Genomic DNA, 16,603 nt, shown 5'->3' with positions numbered 1-16,603 from the left:
ACTCCGCATTCGATAAAATTACACAATAATCATCAGGCCTGCCGTGCCCGGGAGATTACTTCTTCTTTTTGGGAGCGATGACCATCATAAGCTGGCGTCCTTCCATCTTAGGATGCTGTTCGACGGTGCCGTATTCGACGAGGTCGGTTTCGACCCGCTTCAACAGCTCCATCCCCAGCTCCTGGTGGGCCATCTCACGGCCGCGGAATCTCAGAGAGATCTTGGCCTTGTCCCCATCGGTAAGGAAACGTACCAGGTTGCGTAGTTTTACCTGGTAATCCCCTTCTTCCGTCCCTGGACGAAACTTGATTTCTTTGATCTGGATCTGCTTCTGGTTCTTCTTCGCCTCGTTGGCCTGCTTCTTCTTCTCGAAGAGGTGCTTGCCGTAGTCCATCACCTTGCAAACAGGTGGGACGGCGTCAGCGGAGATTTCCACCAGATCCAGCTTCGCTTCATCAGCGATACGAAGCGCTTCATCAATCGAGACGATGCCAATCTGCTCGCCATCAGCGCCAATTAACCGAACCTCGCGTGCCGAGATATTCTCGTTGATCGGTGCCTTAGGTGCAGTTCGTTTATCGTTTCTCATTTCACGCTTAATAGTCATTACTCCGATTCTTGGCGACCACGCCGGGAAACCGCATGCGACAGGAGCTCAGCGAATTGCGCGACGGGCATGGAGCCCAGGTCTGCGCCTTCGCGAGTACGCACAGCGACGGTTTGCGTTTCGACTTCGCGGTCCCCTATAACCAAAAGGTACGGGACCCTCAGCAACGTATGCTCGCGGATTTTAAAGCCGATCTTCTCATTTCTCAAGTCGGACTTGGCACGGAAACCGCTTCCATTCAGCGTTTTTTCCACTTCAAGGGCGAAATCGGCCTGCTTGTCGGTGATATTCATGATCACCGCCTGGGTCGGGGCCAGCCACGCCGGGAACACGCCGGCATAGTGCTCGATCAGCATGCCGATGAAGCGCTCGAACGAGCCGAGAATGGCGCGGTGCAGCATCACAGGACGCTTACGGGCGTTATCTTCGGCAATATAGCTGGCATCCAGACGCTCCGGGAGGTTCGGATCGTACTGCAGGGTGCCGCACTGCCAGTTACGGCCGAGGCAGTCGCGCAGGGTGAACTCGATCTTCGGACCGTAGAAGGCGCCCTCGCCCGGCTGGTATTCCCAGGCCAGGCCCGATTCGTTCAGGGCGTCGGCCAGCGCGCCTTCGGCGCGGTCCCACAGCTCTTCGGAACCGACACGCTTGGCCGGACGGGTGGACAGCTTCATGGCGACGTCGGTGAAGCCGAAGTCCTTGTACACGTCCAGCGTCAGCTTGATGAAGTCGGCCGCCTCTTTCTTCACCTGTTCTTCGGTGCAGAAGATGTGGGCGTCGTCCTGCACGAAGCCGCGCACGCGCATGATGCCGTGCAGCGCGCCGGATGGCTCGTTGCGGTGGCAGGCACCGAACTCGGCCAGGCGCAGCGGCAGGTCGCGGTACGACTTCAGGCCCTGGTTGAACACCTGTACGTGGCACGGGCAGTTCATCGGTTTTACCGCGTAATCGCGGTTTTCCGACGAAGTGGTGAACATGTTCTCGGCGTAGTTGGACCAGTGGCCGGAACGCTCCCAGAGGATGCGGTCGACGACCTGCGGGGTCTTGATTTCCTGGTAGCCGTTCTCGCGCTGGACCTGACGCATGTACTGCTCGAGCACCTGGTACACGGTCCAGCCGTTGGCGTGCCAGAACACCATGCCCGGGGCTTCTTCCTGCAGGTGGAACAGGTCGAGTTGCTTGCCGATCTTGCGGTGGTCGCGCTTCTCGGCTTCCTCGATGCGCTGGATGTAGGCCGCCAGCTGCTTCTTGTCAGCCCAGGCGGTGCCGTACACACGTTGCAGCTGCTCGTTCTTGGCGTCGCCGCGCCAGTATGCGCCGGACAGCTTGGTCAGCTTGAAGGCCTTGAGGAAGCGAGTGTTCGGCACGTGCGGACCACGGCACATGTCGACGTATTCTTCGTGGTAGTACAGGCCCATGGCCTGCTCGTCCGGCATGTCTTCGACCAGGCGCAGCTTGTAGTCTTCGCCACGGCTGCTGAACACGTCGATGACTTCAGCGCGCGGGGTCATCTTCTTGACGACGTCGTAGTCCTTCTCGATCAGCTGGTGCATGCGCTGTTCGATGGCGGCGAGGTCCTCGGGGGTGAAAGGACGCTCGTAGGCGATGTCGTAGTAGAAGCCTTCGTCGATCACCGGGCCGATCACCATCCTGGCAGTCGGATACAACTGCTTCACCGCGTGGCCGATCAGGTGGGCGCACGAGTGACGGATGATCTCCAGTCCCTCTTCGTCTTTGGGGGTGATGATCTGCAGGGTGGCATCGTGTTCGATCAGGTCGCAGGCGTCGACCAGCTTGCCGTCGACCTTGCCGGCCAGGGTGGCCTTGGCCAGGCCTGCACCAATGGATGCGGCGACTTCGGCTACGGTTACGGCCTTGTCGAACGAACGTTGACTGCCATCGGGAAGAGTAATGGTGGGCATGGCGCCTCCTCTCCTAGTGGTGACCCCTACCAAAGGTCACGTGGGTTGGGATGAGCCAGTACAAGATCCGACCTGACTTTCCCGGAGGAGAGCCTGCCTCACAGTGGCAGAAGCCTTTCGGCCTTTCAGGGACGAACCAGAGTGACTGGAAAAGGGTTGCGGACTGCAAGGGTTGAGCCGCAAGCCGACCATGCTAGCACGCAGGTTGCAGGCCACGCAGAAATATTTGGAATTTACGCCGCAGCGGTGAACTTGTACGGAAAAATTCCTATCAGACCTTCTGAAGCATCCTACTCTTGATGAGACCTAACCCAAGGAGTGTCTGGTTATGCGAGTTCAGTCTCTTCTGGCCGCGTGTGCCGCGAGCGTCCTGCTGCTGCCACTGGCCGCCAACGCAGGTAACTTCCCCGCCGGCAAGGAGCAGGCCTACATGGCTCAGTGCCAACAAGTCGCGACCGGCCAGGGCGTGGACGCCGCGACGGCGAAGAAGCACTGCGATTGCGGCGCCCAAGCCATCAAAAAGAATTTCAGCGACAAGGAGATCCAGGACCTCGACAGCAAGGACGGCGTCGACGCTGCGCTGATGCAGAAGGCCCAGACCGTGGTACAGGCCGCCTGCAAGCCAAAATGATGACCCGCCGAGCCGTACCGATCACGTATTGTTTGCGCCAGATCAGTATCCGGCTAAGGTAAACAGCGCTACATAAGCAGAATTAGACTATGATGTTGCCGGTGCTCCGTAGCCTCGGCCGCATTGCACCACTGAAAAACTAAATGTTCTGGAGATTCACCTCATGTCCAATCGCCAACAAGGCACCGTCAAATGGTTCAATGATGAGAAAGGCTACGGCTTCATCACCCCAGCAGGCGGCGGCGACGACCTGTTCGTACACTTCAAGGCCATCGAATCCGACGGCTTCAAGAGCCTGAAAGAAGGCCAGACTGTTTCCTTCGTCGCCGAGCGCGGCCAGAAGGGCATGCAGGCTGCTCAGGTTCGTCCGGAGTAATTCGGATACCGCAGTAAAAAAACCCGCCTTCACCGGCGGGTTTTTTTATGCATGCACTGCGGCGTGCATTCATGAGGCAGCCCACCCCTGAAAGGGTTGGGCTGCCTGCCAGGACAGGATCAGCCGCAGTTGGCGCGAATGACCTTGCCCTGCTCGTCGACGTTCAGGTTCAGCCGCTCGGAGCGGTACTCCAGGGTCACCACGTCGTGGGGCTTGAGGATACGGGCGATCTGCGCACCGGTTGCGCTACGGGCCTGCTCGAGCAGCTCGGGCGTGCCCGGCTTGCCGATGGCGAAATCGGCGCCACTGGCGCTGCAGCGGCCATCACCACCAGCCGGGGCTGCCGGCGCGGCACTGCCACCGCCAGACGAACCATCCGTGCTGCAACCGGCCAGGGCAGCAGCCACCAGCAGGGCCGCCAGGGAAGCGCGGGTACGGAACATGAATCCTCCTAATCGATCTTGGGAACTGTCTTATGCGACCGCTCCGCTTTGTATTCGTTGCAAAACCGCTCAAGTCTGCCTGATCTCGCCCGGCGAGGCGAAGCGCAATCGTGACCGGATTTTGCATCGGGACGATTGGTTAGGCTGGGCGCCTTGCTTATGCTTAAGTCGCAGCGCAACAGCTGCACAGGCATGATTTACTTGGGAGACGTGGAGTGCATCCGGCCTCCCCCGCGAACGCCAGGAGCCGGTGTTCGACCCCAGGCACCAGGCACAGTCGCGAGTACCCCATGAATACCCACAGCATCGACGCCGACATCAAGGTCAAATGGGCCGAGGGCCAGAGCGCCTACAGCCCGGGCACACCTGAAGAACTGCTGCTGATCGCAATCGACCTGCTGGTGCGCGATCGCGGCAGCGAGGCGGCGCGCAGCTTCATCGAACAGGTGTTCGAGCGCTACGCGCCGCAGGCGGCTATTTCAATCGAGCCAGACGCGCGCTGAGCAAGTCGAAGAAGCCCTGGGCGTCGCCATTCTCGATCCACATCACGTTGGCCGGCTGCTTGAGCACGCCGTACCAGTCGGCGACGGTCTGGGCGAAGGTCGGGCCTTCACGGCTGTCGACCGTCATGTGGATCTGCCTGCCGCTGAACAGTTCCGGCTTGAGCAGGTAGGCGATGACGGTGGCGTCGTGCACCGGGCCGCCGGTCATGCCGTACTTGTCCATGTCGTACTTGATGTAGGCGTTGAGGATGTCGACCACCTTGCGGCTGGCATCGTTGCCGACGGCGGCGAGCTGCTTGAGGCGGGCGTCGCTGGTGATGATCTTGTGGGTCACGTCCAGCGGCAGGTAGGTCAGCTTGACGCCGCTGCCCAGCACCACTTCGGCGGCGTGGGGGTCGGCATAGAGGTTGAACTCGGCCACCGGGGTGATGTTGCCGCCGTTGAAGTGGGCGCCGCCCATGATCACCACTTCCTTGATGCCCTTGACGATTTCCGGCTTCTGGATCAGCGCCAGGGCCAGGTTGGTCTGCGGGCCGAGCATGGCGATGGTGATGCTGTGGGGCTCGGCGGCATCGAGGGTGTCGACCAGATACTGCACGGCATTGCCTTTGGCCAGAGGCTGCCTGGGCTCGTGCACCGCGACACCGGTCAGGCCTTCCTCGCCATGGACGTCGGCGGCGTAGATCGGCGTACGCACCAGCGGCCGCCCTGCCCCGGCATACACCGGAATGTCTTCGCGCCTGGCCCACTCACGCGCCAGGCGCGCATTGCGCGAGGTCTTGTCGAGACGCACATTGCCGGCGACGGTGGTAATGGCACGGATCTTCAGCTCCTCTGGCGAGGCCATGGCCAGGAACAGCGCCACGACATCGTCGGCACCGGGGTCGGTGTCGATGATCAGGTCACGCGGGGCGGCGAATGCGCTGGCGGCGGCCATCGTGGACATGAGCACGACTCCTTGTAGCAAACGTTTGGCTTTGTTGATCAGCATCCCGCTTCACTCCTTTCGCTTTTATTATTGGCCTGTTCCAGATGGGACGATTGGCACCAGCTCATTGTGGGAGCAGGCTCGTCCCGCGATAGGGCCGCCACGGCCGAGCACTGCCTCAGAACGTGACGCCCGCAATCAACGCAATATTGCTGTAGGGCTTGCACTCCCCCGTGCGGATCACCGCCCGCGCCCGTCGGCTCAGGGCCTTGAACTCATCGTGGGGCATGCGCTCGCGCTCACCGAGCAACCCTAGCGCATGCTGCTCCTCGACCACCACCAACCCAGGTGGCGCCACGCTGAAAATCTCCTCGGCCAGTACATGCCGCTCCACCTGCATCTCGCTGAGCACCACGCGCAGCACGCTGGCGAAGTCCGGGATGCCCGGCGTCAATGCCAGGTCGATCAACTCCACTCCAGGGGGCACCGGCAGGCCGGCATCGCCGATCACCAGGATGTCGCCATGCCCCAGTCCGGCGATGGTCCGCGACAGTGCGATATTGAGCAGCGCAGTCTTCTTCATGGCGCCAGCTCCTTGAGATAGGGAATCGACGGCTGCGCGCCGGCGCGGGTGACCGAGATGGCCGCTGCACGCTGGCCACGCGCGATCGCCTCGTCCTCCGCCAGCCCGCAGGCCAGGCCTGCGGCGAAGCCACCGACGAAGGTATCGCCGGCGGCCGTGGTGTCCAGCGGCGTTACCCGGCTCGCCGGGATATGACGGCTACCGTCCTGGCTGACGAACAGCGCCCCTTGCGCGCCGAGGGTCACGATCACCTTGCCCGCGCCCCATTCCCGCAGGCGCTCGGCGGCCTGGCGGGCGCTGTCGATGTCGTTCACCGCCAGGCCGGTCAGGGCTTCGGCCTCGCTCTCGTTGGGGATCAGGTAGTCGATATGGGCGAACCACTCTCGCGGCAGCGGGCCGGTTGCCGGAGCCGGGTTGAGGATCACCTTCTTGCCCAGCTCGCGACCACGGGCCAGGGTCCAGGCCACGGTAGCAGGCGGCACTTCGAGCTGGCAGATGATCACCTGCGCACCCTGCAGCAAGGCATCGAAACGCTGCACCGAGTCAGGGTCGAGCAAGCCGTTGCCGCCGGGAATGATGACGATGGCGTTCTGGCTGGCGGCATCCACCACGATCAGCGCCACGCCACTGGACACTCCGGGGCAGACACCCACGCCCTGGCAATCGATGCCCTCCACTTCCAGCGCCTGGCGCAACTGCTGGCCATAGGCGTCATCGCCGACATTGCCGACCATCGCAACGCTGGCGCCCAGTCGCGCAGCCGCGACGGCCTGGTTGGCGCCCTTGCCCCCGGGTACGGTGAAGAAACTGTCGCCGGCGAGGGTTTCGCCGCCACGCGGCAGACGCTCGGCACGGGCCACCAGGTCCATGTTGAGGCTGCCGACCACTACGACCTTGGCATGCATGAATCTTCCTTAGCGGTAATCGTTGAACAGGTCCGGGCGGGGCCCGGTGGATTCGCGCAGCACGATACGCGGCGCGACGATGCGTTGCTGCGCCGCATCGCGACGCGGTGTGGCGATGCGCGACAGCAGCAACTGCGCGGCGCTGTCGCCCAGCTCGCGGATCGACTGGCCGACGGTGGTCAACGGCGGATACACATAGCGGCTCAGCTCGATGTCGTCGAAACCGATCACCGACAGCTGGCCAGGCACGTCGATATTGCGCTCGGCCGCAGCACGCAGCACGCCGAAACCGATCATGTCGTTGCCGGCGAAAATCGCCGTCGGCGGCTCGCCTTCGAGCAACCGCGCAGCCGCTGCGTGACCGCCGGGGCTGGTGAAGTCGCTGTGCAGCACGCGATTGTCGGCCACGCTCACTCCGGCCTCGGCCATCGCGCGACGAAAACCGCTGACGCGCAGTTGGCTGACGCCGGTCTCGGCCGGACCGCCGATGCAGGCAATATCGGTGTGGCCGAGCTCAAGCAGATGGCGCGTAGCCAGATAGGCGCCCAGCTCGTGATCGATACGTACCAGGTCGGCATCGACGCCTTCGAGGGCCCGGTCGACGATGACCATTGGCGTGCGCACGGCAGCCAGGCTCTCGAGCAGGTCACGGTCCTCCCCCACCGAGGCGACGATCAGGCCATCGATGCGTTTTTCCAGCAGCACCCGCAGGTAGCTGCGCTGCTTCTTCGGGTCGTCGTCCGAGTTGCACAGGATCACGCAATAGCCGTTGCGCTCGCAGCCATCCTCGATACCACGGGCCAGCTCGGCGAAGTACGGGTTGACGCTGCTGGGTACCAGCAGGCCGATGGTGGCGGTGCTGCGCGCCTTGAGCGAGCGGGCCACGGCGCTGGGCACGTAGTCGAGCTCGGCGATGGCGGCCTCGACCTTCAGGCGCACGTGCTCGCTGACCGGGCGGGTCTTGTTCAGTACATGAGACACCGTGGTGTAGGAAATACCCGCCAGTGCCGCGACGTCTTTGATGGTTGCCATGGCTCAGGTCCGCCGGGTCGCGCGTCGACTGCGATAAGTATCCAGGACCACCGCGATGACGATCACCGCGCCGGTGATGATGCGCTTGGTCGGCTCGGACGCGCCGATCTGCGCAAGCCCGGCCGCCAGCACGGAAATGATCAGCACGCCGAAGAAGGTGCTGATGATCGAACCGCGCCCGCCCATCAGGCTGGTGCCGCCGATGACCACGGCGGCGATCACCTGCAGCTCCAGGCCGGAGCCGGCGTTCGGGTCAGCCGCTTCCAGGCGCGAGATCTGGAACAGCGCCGCCAGCCCGGCGAGCAGCCCCATCAGGGCAAAGACCCCGATCTTGTAGGGGCGCGGGTCGATGCCGGCCAGGCGCACAGCCTCTTCATTGGTGCCGATGCCGATCAGGTAGCGGCCGAACACGGTACGGGTCAGCACCAGCTGTGCCAGCACGATCACCAGCAGGGCGATGATGAACGCCGGCGAGATACCGAAGGCGATCGGGTTGGAGAACCAGGCGAAGGCGTCACCGATGTAGGCAGTACGCGAGTCGGTGAACTGATAGGCCAGGCCACGCGCCATCTCCAGCACACCAAGCGAGACGATGAACGAGGGGATGCGCCAGGCCACGGTGACCGCGCCGGTGATGCTGCCGGCCAGGGCGGCGATGGCCATGCCCAGCAGCGCCGCGGGCAGCACGCTCCAGCCCCAGCCGAGGATGGCGACGCTGACGGTCGAGGCGGCCAGGGCCAGCACCGAACCGACCGACAGGTCGATGCCGCCGATGATCAGCACGAAGGTCATGCCCACGGCCAGCACCATCAGGTCGGGAATCTGGTTGGCCAGGGTGCTGAAGGTGGCATAGGAGAGGAAGTGACTGCTCAGGAACGAGAACAGCACGATCATCGCCAGCAAGGCACCGGCCAGTCCCAGATAGGTGCCCAGGCCGAAATAGGTGCCACTGCGGCGGGCCGGCGTGCTGCCGGCGGAGTCGAGGGTGGGAGTCTTCATGCGTCCATCCTGGGAGCTGCGTCGTGCAGCAGTGCGTCACGTTTCTGGTAACCGGCGAAGGCGGCGGCGAGGATCTGGTCCTGGCTCCAGCCATCGCGGTCGAAGGTCTCGATCAATTGGCCGGCGGAAAGCACGGCGATGCGGTCGCAGATGAGCATCAGCTCGCGCAGGTCGCTGGACACCACCACCAGCGCCTTGCCCTGGCGCGCGAGTTCGGCGAGCAGGCCATAGATGTCGAACTTGGCGCCGACATCGATGCCCCGGGTCGGCTCGTCGAACATCAGCACCTGGCAATCGCGTTCCAGCCAGCGGCCGATCACCACCTTCTGCTGGTTGCCCCCGGACAGCTCGCCGACCGCCTGGGCTGGGCTTGCGCTGCGGATGCGCATGGCAGCGATCTGCCGCTCGGCCAGCTCGCGCTCGGCGCCGGCGTCGAGCACACCTGCGCGCGATACCGCACCCAGGTTGCCCAGCGACACGTTGGCGCTGATCGAGTGCGGCAGCAACAGGCCTTCGCCCTTGCGGTCCTCGGTGATCAGCGCGATGCCGGCACGCACGGCGGCTTTCGGCGAATCGATGGTGACCGCCTGCAATGGCCGCCCCAGTTGGATGCTGCCGCGGTCGGCGTGGTCGGCACCATAGATCAGGCGCAGCAGTTCGGTGCGCCCGGCGCCGATCAGGCCGGAAATACCGAAGATCTCCCCTGCCCTGACCTCGAACGAGACATCACGCACCTTGTCGCCGCGGGTCATGTGCTCGACCTTGAGCAACGGTGCGCCGATTTCACGGCGCCCCAGGTCGATATGCTCGCCAACTTCGCGGCCGACCATCAGGTTGACCAGCTCGTTGCTGCCGTAGCGCGCGATGGGCTCGGCACACACCAGCTTGCCGTCACGCAGCACGGCGATGCGCTGCGACACGCGCTGCAGCTCTTCGAGCCGGTGCGAGATGTAGACGATGGCCACGCCACGCTGACGCAGACGCTCGATCTGGGTGAACAGCAGTTCCACCTCACGCGCGGTGAGCATGGCCGTGGGTTCGTCGAAGATCAGCACATGACAGTCGCCGATCAGGTTGCGGGCGATCTCGACCATCTGCTGGTGACCGATGCCCAGTTCGCCCACGGGCGTATCCGGGTCGATGGCATCAAGGCCGACCTGGGCCATGGCGGCGCTGGCCAACTGGCGCAGGCGCTTCTGGCTGATCCAGCCAGCGCGGCTGGGCAGGTTGTCGAGAAACAGGTTTTCCGCCACGGTCAGCGTGGGCAGCAGGTTGAGTTCCTGCATCACCATGCGCACACCGAGGCGCTCGGCCTCGCTGCGGCTGCCGGGGCTATAAGGCTGGCCGCGGTAGGTCATCTGCCCGGCAGTAGGGATTTCCAGGCCGCTGATGAGCTTGGACAGGGTGCTCTTGCCGGCGCCGTTCTCGCCGGTCAGGGCGAGCACTTCGCCGCCACGCAGTTCCAGCGTGACATCGCCAAGCACGGGCTGGGCGTAGGTCTTGCCCAGGCCGGTGACGCTGAGCACGGATTCTTGGGCCGACATGGCCACCTCTCTCATGGAACACACCACGACTTGCCGACAGACCGATGCCTTGCACCGCGGTGCCTGCTTCGCGGGCAAATCCCGCACGCGCATGGATCAGTCTTGCCAGCGAAGCCTGGCGATCATTGGGTGATCAGTTCTACCGGGGTCTGGATGACGTTGTCTGCGTCAACGTCGGGCTTCTCGCCCTTGACCATCTTCAGCGCCGCCTGGATACCGAACACCGCCTGCTGGCTGGCGGCCTGGTCGAGGGTGGCGAGCACGCGGCCATCCTTGAGCATCGGCTTGATGGCATTGATGTTGTCGTAGCCGACCACCTGCACCTGGCCGGTCTTGCCGGCGGCGCGCACGGCCGAGACCGCGCCCAGGGCCATGCTGTCGTTGCCGGCCAGCAGCGCCTTCAGGTCAGGGTATTCATTGAGCATGGAGGCTGCGACGGCGTTGCCCTTGTCGATCTCCCAGTTACCCGACTGCACCGAGACGATCTTCATCTGCGCCGCGTCCATCGCATCCTTGAAGCCGGCGGTGCGCTGCTGGGCGTTGGTGGTGGTCGGTACACCTTCGATGATGCCGACCTGATCACCGGCCTTGAGCTTCTCCTTCACCAGGTAGTCGCCCACCAGGCGGGCGCCCTTGCGGTTGTCGGGGCCGACGAAGGGCACGCTGATGCCTTTGCTCTTGAGCACATCGGGGTCGAGGCGGTTGTCGATGTTGACCACGGTGATGCCGGCGTCCATGGCCTTCTTGATCACCGGGACCAGGGCCTTGGAGTCGGCCGGGGCGATGATCAGGGCATTGGCGCCGGTGGCGATCATCTGCTCGACGATGCGGATCTGGTTGCCGGTGTCGGTCTCGTCCTTGATGCCGTTGGCGACCAGGTCGAATTCGTTCGGGTGCTCTTTCTGGTAGGCCTTGGCGCCATCTTCCATGGTGCGGAAGAATTCGTTGGCCAGCGATTTCATGACCAGCGCGACCTTGGGCTTGTCCTCGGCATGGGCCTGGGACAGCGGAACGGCAAGAGAGAGGGTGGAGAGAACGGCGACAGCCAGCAGACGACCGGGGAACGGCAGTTTCATGGGATTAACTCCGAATCTTGTGATTTTTATCGGACCGCAAACGTTTGCGCTGACTTACTATGGGAACAGGAACGGGTTTTGTCAAATGTCTTTCCGGGGTTCCTGGACCGGTCGTGCAGGCTGGAGATTATCCGGTATCCGGTCGGAAAACCGAATAGCTTTTACAAGAATTGTTCGGATTTCCGAATGAGCGGATTCACTGAATCGTCTCACTGACAAAGCCCGCTCCCTTACTACCGGGTACGCCACGCGCCCGCAGAAACGGGCTTGCCCGCGACGTATCCGACACGCCCACACCTGACACCTTACCGTCCTCGCAGGCTTGGTACGGAACCTGCCTACCACCCAGTGCGAAAAAACAAACATCTCATCTGGAAGAGAGAAGAAAACAAATGAACACCGCACTGAAAACCTTCACCCCGGCAGCCCTCGCCCTGCTGCTGGCACTGCCCCTCAGCCTTTCGGCCAAGGAAGCCGAGCAGCAACAGAAGCTCGCCAACGTGGTCATCCTCGCCACCGGCGGCACCATTGCCGGCGCCGGTGCCAGCGCTGCCAACAGCGCCACCTACCAGGCCGCCAAGCTGGGCATCGACAAGCTGATCGCCGGTGTGCCGGAACTGGCCGACATCGCCAACGTGCGCGGTGAGCAGGTGATGCAGATCGCCTCCGAAAGCATCAGCAACGACGACCTGCTCAAGCTGGCCAAGCGCGTCGCCGAGCTTGCCGACAGCAAGGACGTCGACGGCATCGTCATCACCCACGGCACCGACACCCTGGAAGAGACCGCCTACTTCCTCAACCTGGTCGAGAAGACCGACAAACCAATCGTGGTGGTGGGGTCGATGCGCCCGGGTACCGCGATGTCTGCCGACGGCATGCTCAACCTGTACAACGCCGTGGCCGTGGCTGGCGACAAGCAGTCGCGCGGCAAGGGTGTGCTGGTGACCATGAACGACGAGATCCAGTCCGGTCGTGACGTCAGCAAGTCGGTGAACATCAAGACCGAAGCCTTCAAGAGCGCGTGGGGCCCGATGGGCATGGTCGTGGAAGGCAAGTCGTACTGGTTCCGCCTGCCGGCCAAGCGCCACACCGTCAATTCCGAGTTCGACATCAAGCAGATCAGCAGCCTGCCCCAGGTGGACATCGCCTACGGCTACGGCAACGTGACCGATACCGCCTACAAGGCCCTGGCCCAGGGTGGCGCCAAGGCGATCATCCACGCCGGCACCGGCAACGGCTCGGTATCGTCGCGCGTGGTGCCGGCGCTGCAGGAACTGCGCAAGGAAGGTGTGCAAGTCATTCGCTCCTCGCACGTCAACCAAGGCGGTTTCGTGCTGCGTAACGCCGAGCAGCCTGACGACAAGAACGACTGGATCGTGGCCCATGACCTGAACCCGCAGAAAGCCCGGATCCTGGCGATGGTCGCCATGACCAGGACCCAGGACAGCAAGGAGCTGCAGCGGATCTTCTGGGAATATTGAGTCAAGCTTGAGTTGGAGCGGCCTCGTGCCGCTCCTGCTAGAAGCGCACTAGCCTTTGACTGCTTTTTGCCTGACATGCTGTTGCGAAAAAACTGACAGTGAAATACTGTACGCGCATACAGCAAAACAAGGAAAAGCCGATGGCCAGCCCCGCCGCAGCGCCCAGCAGCTATGAACAACTGGGCGTACGCATCCAGAAGATCATCAACAGCCCGACCGCCCAGCGCAGCCGCGCGGCCCTGATCTTCCGCCTGGAGCACGAGTCGCCCGACGACTGGGAAACCCTGCTCGAGGAAATCGCCGAGAACGACAACGTCACCCTCGCCCACCGCGACGATGGCGGCATCCAGATCTTCTGGACCGTATCCAAGGAAGACTGACCTTCCCCTCCCCCGCAAGCCCCCCGCCTCTTCCACCGAAAGATGATTTGCGCTCGCCCATGAAAAAGCTGCTGTCTGCCGTTGCCCTGCTTCTTTGCATCGCCTCCCCGGCGTTCGCCAACCCTCCCGCCACCTTCGCCGAAGCCAAGGTCGTGGCCAAACAGAAGATCTACCTCGACCAGGCCAGCAGTGCCATGGGCGAACTCTACTGTGGCTGCAAATGGACCTGGGTCGGCAAGTCGGGCGGGCGCATCGACCCCGCCTCCTGCGGCCTGCAGGCGCGCAAGCAACAGACGCGCGCCGACCGTACCGAGTGGGAACACATCGTGCCGGCCTGGACCCTGGGGCACCAGCGTCAATGCTGGAAGAACGGCGGGCGCGAGCACTGTGCCGACGACGATCCGGTGTTCCGCGCCATGGAAGCCGACCTGTTCAACCTGTACCCGGCCGTGGGCGAGGTGAATGGCGATCGCAGCAACTTCAACTACGGCATGGCCTCCGGCGTGGAACAGCAGTACGGCCAGTGCAAGACCCGCGTCGATTTCAACCAGCGCGCTGCCGAGCCGCGTGACGAGGTCAAAGGGTTGGTGGCGCGCACCACCTTCTATATGTTCGACCGCTACGGCCTGAGCATGTCGCGCCAGCAACAGCAACTGCTGATGGCCTGGGACAAGCAGTACCCGGTCAGTGCCTGGGAGCGTGAGCGCGACCGCCGTATCGCGGCCGTGATGGGGCATGCCAACCCGTTCGTCAGTGGCGAGCGGCGCTGGACCGCGAACTACAAGACCGTCGGTGACGGCGTGGTCAGCAGCATCGCCGACAAGCCTGGCAAGACCGCACCCCGACCAACCCTGGCCAAGGCCGATGCGGCGGGCGCGATCATCGGCAACCAGAACAGCCACGTCTACCACTTGCCCAGCGGCTGCCCGAGCTACAACCAGGTATCGGCGAAAAACCAGGTCACCTTCGCCTCCGAGTCGCAGGCCCAGGCAGCCGGTTACCGCAAGGCGGGCAACTGCCGCTGAGGCTCAGGCCACCGGTGTGTGTGCGCTGCGCTCCACCGGCAGCGACACCGCCTGGCTGACGTCATCGAGCCGCTGCAACTGCTCGCCGCTCAACTGCAGCGACAGAGCCGCCAGGTTCGACTGCAACTGGGCCAGCGAACGCGGCCCGATCAGCGGCAGCGAGTCATGGCTGGCGGCCCAGGCGATCGCCACCTGGTCCGCTGGCACACCGTGTTCCTGTGCCACCTCCAGCAGCGTGTCGAGAATCGCCGAGCGCTGCGGCGAGTTCTCCGGTTGGAACACCTTGCCACCCAGGCCCTGCGCCCGCCCTGCCTCGCCCTGCCGGTACTTGCCGGTGAGCATGCCGCCACCCAATGGCGAGAAGGTCATCATCCCCAGCCCCAAGGCCCGGCAGGTCGGGAACAGGTCCAGCTCGCATTCGCGGCGCACCAGGCTGTGCTCGAACTGCGCTGCCGCGACGGGTACGCTGCGCGTCAACTGCGCATAGGTAGCGGCGTGCGCCACTCGCCATGCCGGGAAATTGGACAGGCCGACGTACAGGATCTTGCCCGCGCGCGACAGATCTTCCAGGCCGCGCAGCAGCTCCTCGGTCGGGGTCACGTGGTCGGGGAAATGCACCCAGTAGAGGTCGATGCGGTCGGTGTTCAAGCGCTTGAGGCTGGCCTCCAGGGAGGTCACCATCGCCTTGCGGCTGTTGCCGGTGGCCAGCACCCCCGCAGTGGGTGATGCCCCACGGGTGAACTTGCTCGACAGCACGATCTCGTCGCGACGCCCTGCCAACAGGCGACCCAGATGGGATTCGGACTCACCGAACTGATAGACGTCGGCGGTATCGACGAGATTGCCCCCGGCCTCCAGATAAGTGTCGAGCATGGCCTGACAGGCCTGCGGCTCGGCGCCATGGCCCCAGGCGGTGCCGAAGTTGCCGGTGCCCAGCGCCAGTTGGGAAAGTTGCAGTCCGGTCTTGCCAAAGGATGTGTAACGCATGAATGCTCCTGAACACTAGATACCGTTCCAACCGGCGACAGGGTCTGCTCACCCTCGCCGACAGAACATTTGCATATACAAATGTTGTAGGTACAATATTCCACATGAACACACCAATCAAGCCCCAGGGCTGCACCAACCTGAAACTGCGCCAACTGACCCGCATGGTCACCCGCCGTTACGACCAGCACCTGGCGAGCGTGGGCCTGAAGAACACCCAGTACGCCCTGCTTTCCTATGTGCTGCGGCTGGGCCCGGTGCGTCCGGGCGAGCTGGCCAAGGCCATGCAGATGGAGCCGTCGACCCTGACCCGCAACATGCAACCGCTGGTGGCACAAGGCTGGCTGACGATTTCGGCGGGCGGGGACGCGCGCAGCCGTGCGGTGCAGATCACCGAGGCGGGGATGGCAAAGCGCGAGGAAGGCAATCAGGCATGGCAAGCCGCGCAGGACACGCTGCACGAAGAGTTGGGGCCGGAGCGCATCGCGGCCCTGCACCTGCTGATGGACACGTGCATGGATGCCCTCAACGATCCCGAAGAGGGAGCAGCGACCGCTGTGTAGCCAGCTCGTGGCGCGGCAGAGGCCTCAGGCCAGCGCCTGCAGGTAGGCACTGGCTTCACGATAGCGCCCCAGGCGGGCGATGTCGGCCGGCCCCGGGCAGGCGATCCGCGAGATGTCGCTGTTGTCGGCAAGGTCGGCGAGCTTCACCTGACGCGCCAGCGGGTCGCTGCCCAGGCGCACGACGAAGTCTTCGTAACGCTCGCCTTCACGCCGGCTCAGGGCAAGCAGCGCGGCGAGGATCTTCAGGGTAAAACCCTCGCGGGCAAGGTCCGACAGCGTCAGCGGCGTATCCTCCAGCACATCGTGGAGCACCGCGACGATCCGCTGCTCGGGTGTCGAAACCCGCTCCATCACCCGCAGCGGGTGCAGAATGTAAGCGGCTCCACCCTTGTCGATCTGCCCTTCATGGGCTCTGGTCGCCACCACGATCGCTCGTTCCAGGCTAGACATGACCCCCTCCTTTCACCCCTCGCATCACTGCAGACACGCCTTGGCGACAGCCCCATCCAGGCGCCATCAAGCAAAGCATAGTCCAGTAAATGTCCTTCCACTTCAAAGCCATGGCACTCGTGCACCATCAGCGCCGGTTCGTTGTCGTTTTCGACCCGGCAAAGGCCC

At 63.6% G+C, this 16,603-nt stretch carries 19 protein-coding genes; 7 read left to right on the top strand and 12 right to left on the bottom strand.

The window, feature by feature from the left end:
• Window positions 1-55: 55 nt before the first annotated feature.
• Together infC and thrS are read right to left on the bottom strand one after the other, a co-directional pair.
• Entirely contained in the window at window positions 56-607 is a 552-nt protein-coding gene (gene infC, locus AC1TXO_RS10340) for a translation initiation factor IF-3 (RefSeq protein ID WP_172964767.1), read from the bottom strand.
• Window positions 607-2,529, bottom strand: a complete 1,923-nt coding sequence (gene thrS / locus AC1TXO_RS10335; protein WP_486406210.1) for a threonine--tRNA ligase — start codon at window positions 2,527-2,529, stop codon at window positions 607-609. Before thrS ends, infC begins: the two co-directional genes overlap by 1 nt.
• A gap of 328 nt (window positions 2,530-2,857) precedes the next feature.
• On the opposite strand from thrS, the gene AC1TXO_RS10330 reads away from it, so the two are divergent.
• Both AC1TXO_RS10330 and AC1TXO_RS10325 read left to right on the top strand, forming a co-directional pair.
• On the top strand, window positions 2,858-3,160 hold the full coding sequence (locus AC1TXO_RS10330; RefSeq protein ID WP_486406209.1) for a hypothetical protein: 303 nt from the start codon (window positions 2,858-2,860) through the stop codon (window positions 3,158-3,160).
• Between the two features lie 163 nt (window positions 3,161-3,323).
• Complete coding sequence (locus AC1TXO_RS10325; protein ID WP_003250656.1) at window positions 3,324-3,536, top strand: cold-shock protein; 213 nt, start codon at window positions 3,324-3,326, stop codon at window positions 3,534-3,536.
• Between the two features lie 119 nt (window positions 3,537-3,655).
• Here the strand turns inward: AC1TXO_RS10325 and AC1TXO_RS10320 are convergent, their stop codons facing one another.
• Window positions 3,656-3,979, bottom strand: coding sequence for an I78 family peptidase inhibitor (locus AC1TXO_RS10320; RefSeq protein ID WP_486406208.1), 324 nt, complete (start codon window positions 3,977-3,979; stop codon window positions 3,656-3,658).
• Between the two features lie 290 nt (window positions 3,980-4,269).
• On the opposite strand from AC1TXO_RS10320, the gene AC1TXO_RS10315 reads away from it, so the two are divergent.
• Entirely contained in the window at window positions 4,270-4,482 is a 213-nt protein-coding gene (locus AC1TXO_RS10315; RefSeq protein ID WP_486406207.1) for a hypothetical protein, read from the top strand.
• On the opposite strand, the gene AC1TXO_RS10310 is transcribed toward AC1TXO_RS10315, so the two are convergent.
• The 7 genes from AC1TXO_RS10310 to AC1TXO_RS10280 form a co-directional block, all read right to left on the bottom strand.
• Entirely contained in the window at window positions 4,454-5,419 is a 966-nt protein-coding gene (locus AC1TXO_RS10310) for a nucleoside hydrolase (RefSeq protein WP_486406826.1), read from the bottom strand. The two genes, AC1TXO_RS10315 and AC1TXO_RS10310, sit on opposite strands and share 29 nt — an antisense overlap.
• A gap of 169 nt (window positions 5,420-5,588) precedes the next feature.
• On the bottom strand, window positions 5,589-5,993 hold the full coding sequence (gene rbsD / locus AC1TXO_RS10305) for a D-ribose pyranase (RefSeq protein ID WP_486406206.1): 405 nt from the start codon (window positions 5,991-5,993) through the stop codon (window positions 5,589-5,591).
• Window positions 5,990-6,898, bottom strand: coding sequence for a ribokinase (gene rbsK, locus AC1TXO_RS10300; protein WP_486406205.1), 909 nt, complete (start codon window positions 6,896-6,898; stop codon window positions 5,990-5,992). The genes rbsD and rbsK overlap by 4 nt, the downstream gene beginning before the upstream one ends.
• 9 nt (window positions 6,899-6,907) lie before the next feature.
• A complete protein-coding gene (locus tag AC1TXO_RS10295; protein ID WP_486406204.1) occupies window positions 6,908-7,930 on the bottom strand; it encodes a LacI family DNA-binding transcriptional regulator in 1,023 nt (340 codons plus the stop codon).
• Between the two features lie 3 nt (window positions 7,931-7,933).
• Window positions 7,934-8,929 carry an ABC transporter permease gene (locus AC1TXO_RS10290; protein ID WP_486406203.1) on the bottom strand — a complete coding sequence of 332 codons (996 nt, stop codon included), beginning with the start codon at window positions 8,927-8,929 and terminating at the stop codon, window positions 7,934-7,936.
• Window positions 8,926-10,479 (bottom strand): sugar ABC transporter ATP-binding protein, encoded by a 1,554-nt coding sequence (locus tag AC1TXO_RS10285; protein WP_486406825.1) that lies wholly within the window; start codon window positions 10,477-10,479, stop codon window positions 8,926-8,928. The genes AC1TXO_RS10290 and AC1TXO_RS10285 overlap by 4 nt, the downstream gene beginning before the upstream one ends.
• A gap of 116 nt (window positions 10,480-10,595) precedes the next feature.
• A complete protein-coding gene (locus AC1TXO_RS10280; RefSeq protein ID WP_486406202.1) occupies window positions 10,596-11,549 on the bottom strand; it encodes a substrate-binding domain-containing protein in 954 nt (317 codons plus the stop codon).
• Between the two features lie 392 nt (window positions 11,550-11,941).
• Between AC1TXO_RS10280 and AC1TXO_RS10275 the strand changes: the two genes are divergently transcribed.
• The 3 genes from AC1TXO_RS10275 (at window position 11,942) to AC1TXO_RS10265 (ending at window position 14,435) form a co-directional block, all read left to right on the top strand.
• Window positions 11,942-13,030, top strand: coding sequence for an asparaginase (locus AC1TXO_RS10275; RefSeq protein WP_486406201.1), 1,089 nt, complete (start codon window positions 11,942-11,944; stop codon window positions 13,028-13,030).
• Between the two features lie 140 nt (window positions 13,031-13,170).
• Window positions 13,171-13,410 carry a DUF1654 domain-containing protein gene (locus AC1TXO_RS10270; RefSeq protein ID WP_486406200.1) on the top strand — a complete coding sequence of 80 codons (240 nt, stop codon included), beginning with the start codon at window positions 13,171-13,173 and terminating at the stop codon, window positions 13,408-13,410.
• Between the two features lie 59 nt (window positions 13,411-13,469).
• On the top strand, window positions 13,470-14,435 hold the full coding sequence (locus AC1TXO_RS10265) for an endonuclease (RefSeq protein WP_486406199.1): 966 nt from the start codon (window positions 13,470-13,472) through the stop codon (window positions 14,433-14,435).
• A gap of 3 nt (window positions 14,436-14,438) precedes the next feature.
• Here AC1TXO_RS10265 and AC1TXO_RS10260 read toward each other — a convergent pair whose 3' ends face one another.
• Entirely contained in the window at window positions 14,439-15,422 is a 984-nt protein-coding gene (locus AC1TXO_RS10260) for an aldo/keto reductase (protein ID WP_486406198.1), read from the bottom strand.
• 104 nt (window positions 15,423-15,526) lie between these two features.
• Here AC1TXO_RS10260 and AC1TXO_RS10255 point away from each other — a divergent pair, with 104 nt between their 5' ends.
• Window positions 15,527-15,985 (top strand): MarR family winged helix-turn-helix transcriptional regulator, encoded by a 459-nt coding sequence (locus AC1TXO_RS10255; protein WP_486406197.1) that lies wholly within the window; start codon window positions 15,527-15,529, stop codon window positions 15,983-15,985.
• Window positions 15,986-16,009: 24 nt separating this feature from the next.
• On the opposite strand, the gene AC1TXO_RS10250 is transcribed toward AC1TXO_RS10255, so the two are convergent.
• The gene (locus AC1TXO_RS10250; protein WP_486406196.1) at window positions 16,010-16,435 is read right to left on the bottom strand and encodes a GTP pyrophosphokinase; all 426 of its coding nucleotides are present in this window, start codon (window positions 16,433-16,435) and stop codon (window positions 16,010-16,012) included.
• Window positions 16,436-16,603 lie beyond the last annotated feature (168 nt).

The sequence above is a fragment of the Pseudomonas sp. FA117 genome (assembly GCF_057370475.1).
The sequence above is the reverse complement of the archived record's forward strand: the minus strand, read 5'-3'. Positions and strand labels throughout refer to the sequence as shown.

Excerpts from the sequence above, each read along its gene's own strand:
- rbsK (WP_486406205.1), bottom strand. The coding sequence starts at position 6,898 with ATGCATGCCAAGGTCGTAGTGGTCGGCAGCCTCAACATGGACCTGGTG.
- AC1TXO_RS10295 (WP_486406204.1), bottom strand. The coding sequence starts at position 7,930 with ATGGCAACCATCAAAGACGTCGCGGCACTGGCGGGTATTTCCTACACC.
- AC1TXO_RS10315 (WP_486406207.1), top strand. The coding sequence starts at position 4,270 with ATGAATACCCACAGCATCGACGCCGACATCAAGGTCAAATGGGCCGAG.
- AC1TXO_RS10280 (WP_486406202.1), bottom strand. The coding sequence starts at position 11,549 with ATGAAACTGCCGTTCCCCGGTCGTCTGCTGGCTGTCGCCGTTCTCTCC.
- infC (WP_172964767.1), bottom strand. The coding sequence starts at position 607 with ATGACTATTAAGCGTGAAATGAGAAACGATAAACGAACTGCACCTAAG.
- AC1TXO_RS10325 (WP_003250656.1), top strand. The coding sequence starts at position 3,324 with ATGTCCAATCGCCAACAAGGCACCGTCAAATGGTTCAATGATGAGAAA.
- thrS (WP_486406210.1), bottom strand. The coding sequence starts at position 2,529 with ATGCCCACCATTACTCTTCCCGATGGCAGTCAACGTTCGTTCGACAAG.
- AC1TXO_RS10260 (WP_486406198.1), bottom strand. The coding sequence starts at position 15,422 with ATGCGTTACACATCCTTTGGCAAGACCGGACTGCAACTTTCCCAACTG.
- AC1TXO_RS10330 (WP_486406209.1), top strand. The coding sequence starts at position 2,858 with ATGCGAGTTCAGTCTCTTCTGGCCGCGTGTGCCGCGAGCGTCCTGCTG.
- rbsD (WP_486406206.1), bottom strand. The coding sequence starts at position 5,993 with ATGAAGAAGACTGCGCTGCTCAATATCGCACTGTCGCGGACCATCGCC.
- AC1TXO_RS10270 (WP_486406200.1), top strand. The coding sequence starts at position 13,171 with ATGGCCAGCCCCGCCGCAGCGCCCAGCAGCTATGAACAACTGGGCGTA.
- AC1TXO_RS10250 (WP_486406196.1), bottom strand. The coding sequence starts at position 16,435 with ATGTCTAGCCTGGAACGAGCGATCGTGGTGGCGACCAGAGCCCATGAA.
- AC1TXO_RS10310 (WP_486406826.1), bottom strand. The coding sequence starts at position 5,419 with ATGGCCGCCGCCAGCGCATTCGCCGCCCCGCGTGACCTGATCATCGAC.
- AC1TXO_RS10290 (WP_486406203.1), bottom strand. The coding sequence starts at position 8,929 with ATGAAGACTCCCACCCTCGACTCCGCCGGCAGCACGCCGGCCCGCCGC.
- AC1TXO_RS10320 (WP_486406208.1), bottom strand. The coding sequence starts at position 3,979 with ATGTTCCGTACCCGCGCTTCCCTGGCGGCCCTGCTGGTGGCTGCTGCC.
- AC1TXO_RS10255 (WP_486406197.1), top strand. The coding sequence starts at position 15,527 with ATGAACACACCAATCAAGCCCCAGGGCTGCACCAACCTGAAACTGCGC.
- AC1TXO_RS10275 (WP_486406201.1), top strand. The coding sequence starts at position 11,942 with ATGAACACCGCACTGAAAACCTTCACCCCGGCAGCCCTCGCCCTGCTG.
- AC1TXO_RS10265 (WP_486406199.1), top strand. The coding sequence starts at position 13,470 with ATGAAAAAGCTGCTGTCTGCCGTTGCCCTGCTTCTTTGCATCGCCTCC.